Annotated in this window: 4 protein-coding genes; 1 reads left to right on the plus strand and 3 read right to left on the minus strand. The window is 61.0% G+C overall.

Annotated elements, in window-relative coordinates; genetic code table 11:
* The 3 genes from arsC to LH128_RS29410 form a co-directional block, all read right to left on the minus strand.
* Nucleotides 1-280, minus strand: a 280-nt coding sequence (gene arsC / locus LH128_RS29400; protein ID WP_008833347.1) for an arsenate reductase (glutaredoxin), incomplete at its 3' end; no start/stop codon positions are given.
* Nucleotides 277-798 carry an arsenate reductase ArsC gene (locus LH128_RS29405; protein WP_008833348.1) on the minus strand — a complete coding sequence of 174 codons (522 nt, stop codon included), beginning with the start codon at nucleotides 796-798 and terminating at the stop codon, nucleotides 277-279. The genes LH128_RS29405 and arsC, both read right to left, overlap by 4 nt.
* A 10-nt stretch (nucleotides 799-808) precedes the next feature.
* Entirely contained in the window at nucleotides 809-1,138 is a 330-nt protein-coding gene (locus LH128_RS29410) for an ArsR/SmtB family transcription factor (RefSeq protein ID WP_037521976.1), read from the minus strand.
* A gap of 150 nt (nucleotides 1,139-1,288) precedes the next feature.
* Between LH128_RS29410 and LH128_RS31630 the strand changes: the two genes are divergently transcribed.
* On the plus strand, nucleotides 1,289-2,221 hold the full coding sequence (locus LH128_RS31630) for a hypothetical protein (RefSeq protein WP_008833350.1): 933 nt from the start codon (nucleotides 1,289-1,291) through the stop codon (nucleotides 2,219-2,221).
* Nucleotides 2,222-2,485 lie beyond the last annotated feature (264 nt).

Here is a 2,485-nt window from a genome sequence, read left to right on the forward strand (position 1 = left end):
TGATGAGGATCGGATGCGCCATCATCGCGTCCACCAGCGCGTCGTCCGACAGCGACGTGTCGTTCAGCCCCAGCTCTGCATAGGGGGTGCCCTTCTCACGCAAGAGATCGCGCGGGGCCATGTCGGCGCGGTCGATCAGTTCGACCAGCAAAGCGCGTGTGGGCGGCGTCTTGAGATATTCGATCACGTGCGGTTCGGTGCCCGCGTTGCGGATCATGGCGAGCGCATTGCGCGACGTGCCGCATTCGGGATTGTGATAGATGATGATGTCGGTGGTCACTTGACGGCTCCCGCTTTGGCGCTGGCCCCTTCGGCCTGCCCGATTTCCTTGAGTTTGCTGCGCATCGCCATCTCGTCGAGGCTGGCGATCGGCAGGGCGAGAAACAGCGAAATCCGGTTCTGAAGGAAGCGCAGCGCCTGTAGGAATGCCTCGCGCTGGCCTTCGCCCTCTACGGCTGCCGGATCTTCGATGCCCCAATGCGCGGTAAGCGGATGCCCGATCCAGACCGGGCAAGTTTCACCGGCGGCGTTGTCGCACACGGTAAAGATGAAATCGAATTTCGGGGCGTCTGGCGCAGAAAATTCGTCCCAACTCTTCGACCGCATCCCCGCAATGTCGAAGCCGAGGCCGGTCAGCACGGACAGCGCCATGGGATGCACATCGCCCTTGGGCTGGCTCCCGGCGCTGTAGGCCCGGAAACGCCCTTCGCCGAGCTTGTTCATGAGGGCTTCGCCCAGGATCGAGCGGGCGCTGTTCCCGGTACACAGGAACAGCACATTGTAGACCTTATCAGTCACGGTAAATCCTTCAGCAGCAGGTGAGTTCGGCAACCAGCGGTTCGCAAAGCTCAGGGCGGCCCTGGCAGCAGTCCTTCGCCAGAAACAGCATGAGATCCTTCAGCGCCTTGATGTTTGCGCGCTGGATTTGTTGGCGCCCGCGTTTCTCAGGCAGGACCAGACCGGCTTTCACAAGCACAGCGAGATGTGTCGAGAACGTGCTTTGTGTCAGCCCCGACGCTTCCACGAGCTGGCCCGTCGATAGCCCGTCAGGTTCATGTCGAACGAGCAGACGAAAGGCATCGAGACGAGTGGGGTGCCCCAAGGCTGCCAATATCGCGAGAGAAGAGTCGGTTTCCATACAGCGCAAATAACCGATGGGTTTTATGTGGTCAATATATATCGCAAATTTACGATGGTTTCATGCCGTCTCGATGGCGAGAGATACGTTTGTAGCTTTATCGGAATGGCTGCGCTCGCCGCGCGCCCTGTTTTGCAGCATGGTTGAACCATGAAGGATACTGAAACACCGCAATGGGAGGGCCGGAAGCGCCATTTCACCGACCCGTATCGCGGCCGGTTGCCGGAACTGGAGCGCTGCATGATCCGGCACCGCGCTTTGGAAATGATCCTGGTCATCTATCACGCCGAGGAATTGAAGCGCAGCGTCGTTGAAACCGTTGATACGCAAAAGCGCTGGAAGCTCTCGCGCAACGATGACGAGACGACCGAACCGGCGCCGGAAGTACCCGAGCGCAAGAAAGTGCAGCGAGCCTTCGACTGGTTGGTCAAGGAAGGCGTGCTGACGGCCGATGAACGCCGCGAAATGGTCAAACTGATCGGGCGGCGAAACAGCATTGCTCACCATCTGGATCAGGTGACGGCCGATCTCAATCCGGATTCCTGGGTCCGCGATCATCTCGCGTTCATGCCCGATCGTCAGCAATACGATTATGAGGCGCTGGACCGCCTCAAGGCCATGCGGCTGCTGCTGGAGCAGCGGACGATCGCCAAGCATTATGTCGGCGTGATAAGTATGCGCAGCCTGTTGTTCGAGGCCACCGAGCGCGCGCTGCGCGACGATCTGAAGCGCCTCGACCGCCGTATCCGCAAACTCGTTCGCAAGCGGATCGATGCGATTGCAGCGGTCAATTCCGAACTATCGCTTGAGGGCAGCGAGCTGGTCGGCATGTTCGACCCGCGTTGGCCAGACAACCGCCACCATAGCGGCTGCCTGACCCCGCGCGGCGTCGAAATCTGTTACCGGCTGTTCGATATGGGCAAGTCGGCCATGGCCGTCGCCCATATCATGGAGTTTTCGCTGGTCGCTGCGCGCGCCCGCGAGAAGCAATGGCGCGAGCTGGGCGGCAACAACCGGGTGGTCAAGAATCTTCAGGACATCCCGTTGGTGCGGAAGCGCCTGCGCTACGAGGATATGCGCTAGGCGACACGCCCATATCGGCGTGTCGCGGGGGAACGCCAAGGGCGCTGCCCCTTCGTCCCCGAACGACAATCGGCCGCCCGTGTAATCCGCCAAGCGCGGCACCCGAAGCCCTGCGGGATTTCGGCCGGGCTATGACGGCTCGCCCGCGCCAGCGGTAGATTCTCACCCTCCCTCCCCATCCTGTTCCTCGCCGGAACGGCAGAGCCGCATGCCGCAGAGCAAGCGGCTTTCAGCCTCAAGAGGAAAGGACGAAATCATGGGACG

Source organism: Sphingomonas sp. LH128 (genome assembly GCF_000293195.2).
In the GTDB taxonomy this organism is placed as follows: Bacteria; Pseudomonadota; Alphaproteobacteria; order Sphingomonadales; family Sphingomonadaceae; genus Novosphingobium; species Novosphingobium resinovorum_A.

What these genes read in the sequence shown, in the direction of transcription:
- LH128_RS31630 (WP_008833350.1), top strand. Translation starts at nt 1,289, where the DNA reads ATGAAGGATACTGAAACACCGCAATGGGAGGGCCGGAAGCGCCATTTC.
- LH128_RS29410 (WP_037521976.1), bottom strand. Translation starts at nt 1,138, where the DNA reads ATGGAAACCGACTCTTCTCTCGCGATATTGGCAGCCTTGGGGCACCCC.